The following is a 3,213-nucleotide window of genomic DNA, read 5'->3' as shown; positions in this document are numbered from 1 at the left end:
CGCCAGGCGTCGCGACGGGCGCCGGGACACGGTCCCACCACGCAGCGCCGAGGCCGGCCTGCAGCCCCATGAGCAGGAAGAAGAAGACCGCCGCGCGCGGGTGCTGGAACGAGTTGCTCGTCAGCGCGTTGATCCCGAACGCGATGAGCCCGGCGGTCAGCGCCGCGTTCTGAAGGCGGCCGCTGCGGTCCTCGCCGGCCCGCACGGAGTAGAACAGGCCCATGCGGCACGCGGTGAACACCAGCATCAGGAACGCGAGCATCGCCACGACGCCGGCCTCGGCGCCGATCTGGAAGTACGAGTTGTGGGCGCCGTAGATGAGGTAGCCCGGCCGCAGCTCCGGATGCGCGAGCACCGCGGACTTGAACGCGAGGTAGAAGTCGCCGGGCCCGAAGCCGAACAGCGGGTCCTCGCCGATGACGGTGCCGGCGACTTGCCACAGCTGCATGCGGAAGGCGGCGGTCCCCTCGAGCGAGAAGATCGACAGCACGCGGTCGAGCGCCCCGGGCACCACAGGCACCATCACGACGCCGCCCGCGATGAACGGCACGACGAGCTTCGCGTCGACCATCAGCACCGCGACGGCGAGCCCCGCCGCGAGCGCGAGCCAGCTGCCCCGCGTGTACGTGAGCAGGAGCGCGAGCGTCTGCACGCCGAGCATCATCACCGCCCAGAACCGCGCGCGCCCGCGCGAGGCGAACGCGAGCGCGAGCGTCACGGCGAAGACGAGCACGAGGAACTCCGCGAAGAAGTTCGGGTTCTCGAAGGTCGAGAACACGCGGGTGGCAACATCTTCGGACAGGCCGGCGAGGCCGATCTGCTCGGACGGGTTGAAGTACTGGTAGACGCCGTGCACGGCGTTGAGCGACCCGGTGAGCGCGAACACCCACATCAGCGCGAGCCGGCGCCGCGCGTCGAGCGCGACCGTCGCGACCGCCGCCGCGAACGCGACGTACATCGCATAGCGCAGCCACGTCATGAGCCCGCCGACGCCGTTGCGGTTCGCCACGCAGCTGAGCAGCAGCCACCCGAGGAAGACGATCGCCGGGGCCGCGGCGCCGAGGCGCGGCAGCCGCCGCAGGCCGAGCGCGCGCATGAGCGGCCACGCGAGCAGCAGCGCCGCCGGCACGCCGAGGATGACCGAGTCGAGTGCGAGCGGCCCGAGCGTGACGCGTCCCGGCACGAGCGGCGCGACGAGCGCCAGTAAGGCGACGCCGATCAGCGCGAGCGACTCGGCACGCGCCGTGCGGCGGTCCGCTGACGGCGCGTCCGGCATCAGTCGACCTGCCTGGCCGAGATCACGCGCGCGCTCATCTGGAAGCGCGGCATCTGCAGGTCGAACACCTGGTTGACCCGGATCCGCTCGTCACCGAGGTTCACCCCGGTGTCCGTGACGGCCCCGGTGCCCCGCACGGTCACGTACACGTCGCGGAACAGGTCGCTCTCGACCACGACCACCGAGCCGGTGGCGTCGGTCGCCTCCTTGACGGACTTCTCGAACCGGACCGCCGTCACCTCGCCCATCTTCCCGGTGCCGCCCGAACGCGCGGCAACGTCCCCGGCCTTCACGAGGTCCTCCTGCACGGTTGGGATGCCCTGCGCGAGGAAGACCACCTCGACGGTCCCCTTCTCGCTCGGTGGCGCCGGCGGCTCGCCCTTGAGCAGTGTGTATCCGACCACCGCCACGGCGATGACGAGCAGCACCGCGACGATGTCGATGGGGTTCACGAGGCCGAACAGGCGCATGCGATCGTCGAGCAGCTTCATTCGGTGACCCTCCTCGGGCGGCCGGGCTTCGTCCCGGCCCTTGCGAACATTCTAGCGGTAACGCGGCGGCACGCCTTCCGCACCTTCAGCGCAGACGGTCCGCCTCGGCGATGTCGAGCACCACCGACTGCAGCAGCAGCTGGAAGCCGAGCGAGTGCCCACGCGGCAAGCGCCAGGGCTGCCTGCCTGACCAGCCCCTCACGCGGGCCGAGCGCCGCCCGCAGCGCGAACGGGACGACCGCCACCGGCAGGACCGCCGGCCGGGTGAGCACCGCGAGCGCCAGCACCGCCCCGGCGGCCAGCGCGAGAGGCACGCTGCGCCGCTCGCGCGCACGCAGTTGCAGGACGACGTAGCCGAGGAGGGCGACGGTCCCCAGAGGCTCGGTGAGCCACAGCGGCGCGATGAGGAACCCGGGCGGGTACAGCGCGAACAGGAACGCGGCGATCGCGCCCGCCCGCTCCCCGGCCAGGTCGCTGCCCAACACGTACACGAGCGCGATGGCGCCGGCGCCGAACAGCAGCTGCAGCGCCACGAGGACCGGCCACGGGCGCCCCTCCTCGGCATGGCCTGTCACACCGTAGACCGCGGCAAGGAAGAGCGGGTAGCCCGGCGTGACATACGCGTTGGGCCGGTCCGACTTGTAGCCGTACACGTGATCGGTGAGGATCTGGCGCGCCATGATCTCGTAGTACTGGCCGTCGCCCAGGGGTGTGCTCAGCGTTGCGGACGACCGTGCCGCGTAGATGACGCCGAACGCCAGGTACAGCACGATCCCAACCACGAGCATGACTTTGGGCCAACGCGCACCGCGGCTGGGCGGCTCTGCAGAACACGTCCCACCCGGCTCGAGAACGGATCCGTCCCCCGATGTCATCACCGGACTGACGCCACCGCTGACGGCCTGAGCATGTCGACTGCTGCGCGATCCACGTGACCTCCTACGCGTGCCCGAGCCGCGAGAGCGGCCCCGGTCGAGCCGCAGGCTATCCGCCCGCATCCGCCAGCGTCAACTCGCCGCACCTCACCGCTGGTACGAGAAGAACCCCTCGCCCGTCTTGCGCCCGAGCTTGCCCTCGGTCACGAGCGCCTTCAAGGTCGGCCGCGGCTCGTAGGTCTCGTCGCCGGTGCGCCTCGCCAGGTTCTCCATGATCTCGACGACCACGTCCAGCCCAATCAGGTCGGCGAGCGCGAGCGGCCCCATCGGATGGTTCAGGCCGAGCCGGACCGCCTCGTCGATGGACTCGGCCGGAGCGACGCGCTCCTCGAGCGTGCGCACCGCCTCGTTGAGCAGCGGCATCAGGCAGCGGTTGACCACGAACGCCGGCTTCGACGCGACGCGCACGGGCGTCTTGCCGAGCGAGACCGCGAACTCGTCGAGGAACTGCGAGACCAGCGGCGAGGTCGCCTCGGCCGCGCAGGTCTCGACCAGCCGCATGCGGTTGGCG

Annotated in this window: 4 protein-coding genes; all 4 read right to left on the bottom strand. The window is 71.1% G+C overall.

Features of this window, described 5'->3' with window-relative positions; genetic code table 11:
- Positions 1-1,276 (bottom strand): hypothetical protein (locus tag FDZ70_08345; GenBank protein TLM72540.1); only part of this gene is annotated, 1,276 nt, incomplete at its 3' end.
- On the bottom strand, positions 1,276-1,767 hold the full coding sequence (locus tag FDZ70_08340) for a DUF4330 domain-containing protein (protein ID TLM72539.1): 492 nt from the start codon (positions 1,765-1,767) through the stop codon (positions 1,276-1,278). The genes FDZ70_08345 and FDZ70_08340, both read right to left, overlap by 1 nt.
- Positions 1,764-2,765 carry a hypothetical protein gene (locus FDZ70_08335; GenBank protein TLM72538.1) on the bottom strand — a complete coding sequence of 334 codons (1,002 nt, stop codon included), beginning with the start codon at positions 2,763-2,765 and terminating at the stop codon, positions 1,764-1,766. Before FDZ70_08335 ends, FDZ70_08340 begins: the two co-directional genes overlap by 4 nt.
- Before the next feature lie 24 nt (positions 2,766-2,789).
- The coding region (locus FDZ70_08330) for a 3-hydroxybutyryl-CoA dehydrogenase (GenBank protein ID TLM72537.1) at positions 2,790-3,213 on the bottom strand (424 nt) is incomplete at its 5' end.

This window comes from Actinomycetota bacterium, from assembly GCA_005774595.1.
Lineage (GTDB): Bacteria > Actinomycetota > Coriobacteriia > Anaerosomatales > D1FN1-002 > D1FN1-002.
This window is presented reverse-complemented; position numbering and strand designations above follow the sequence as displayed.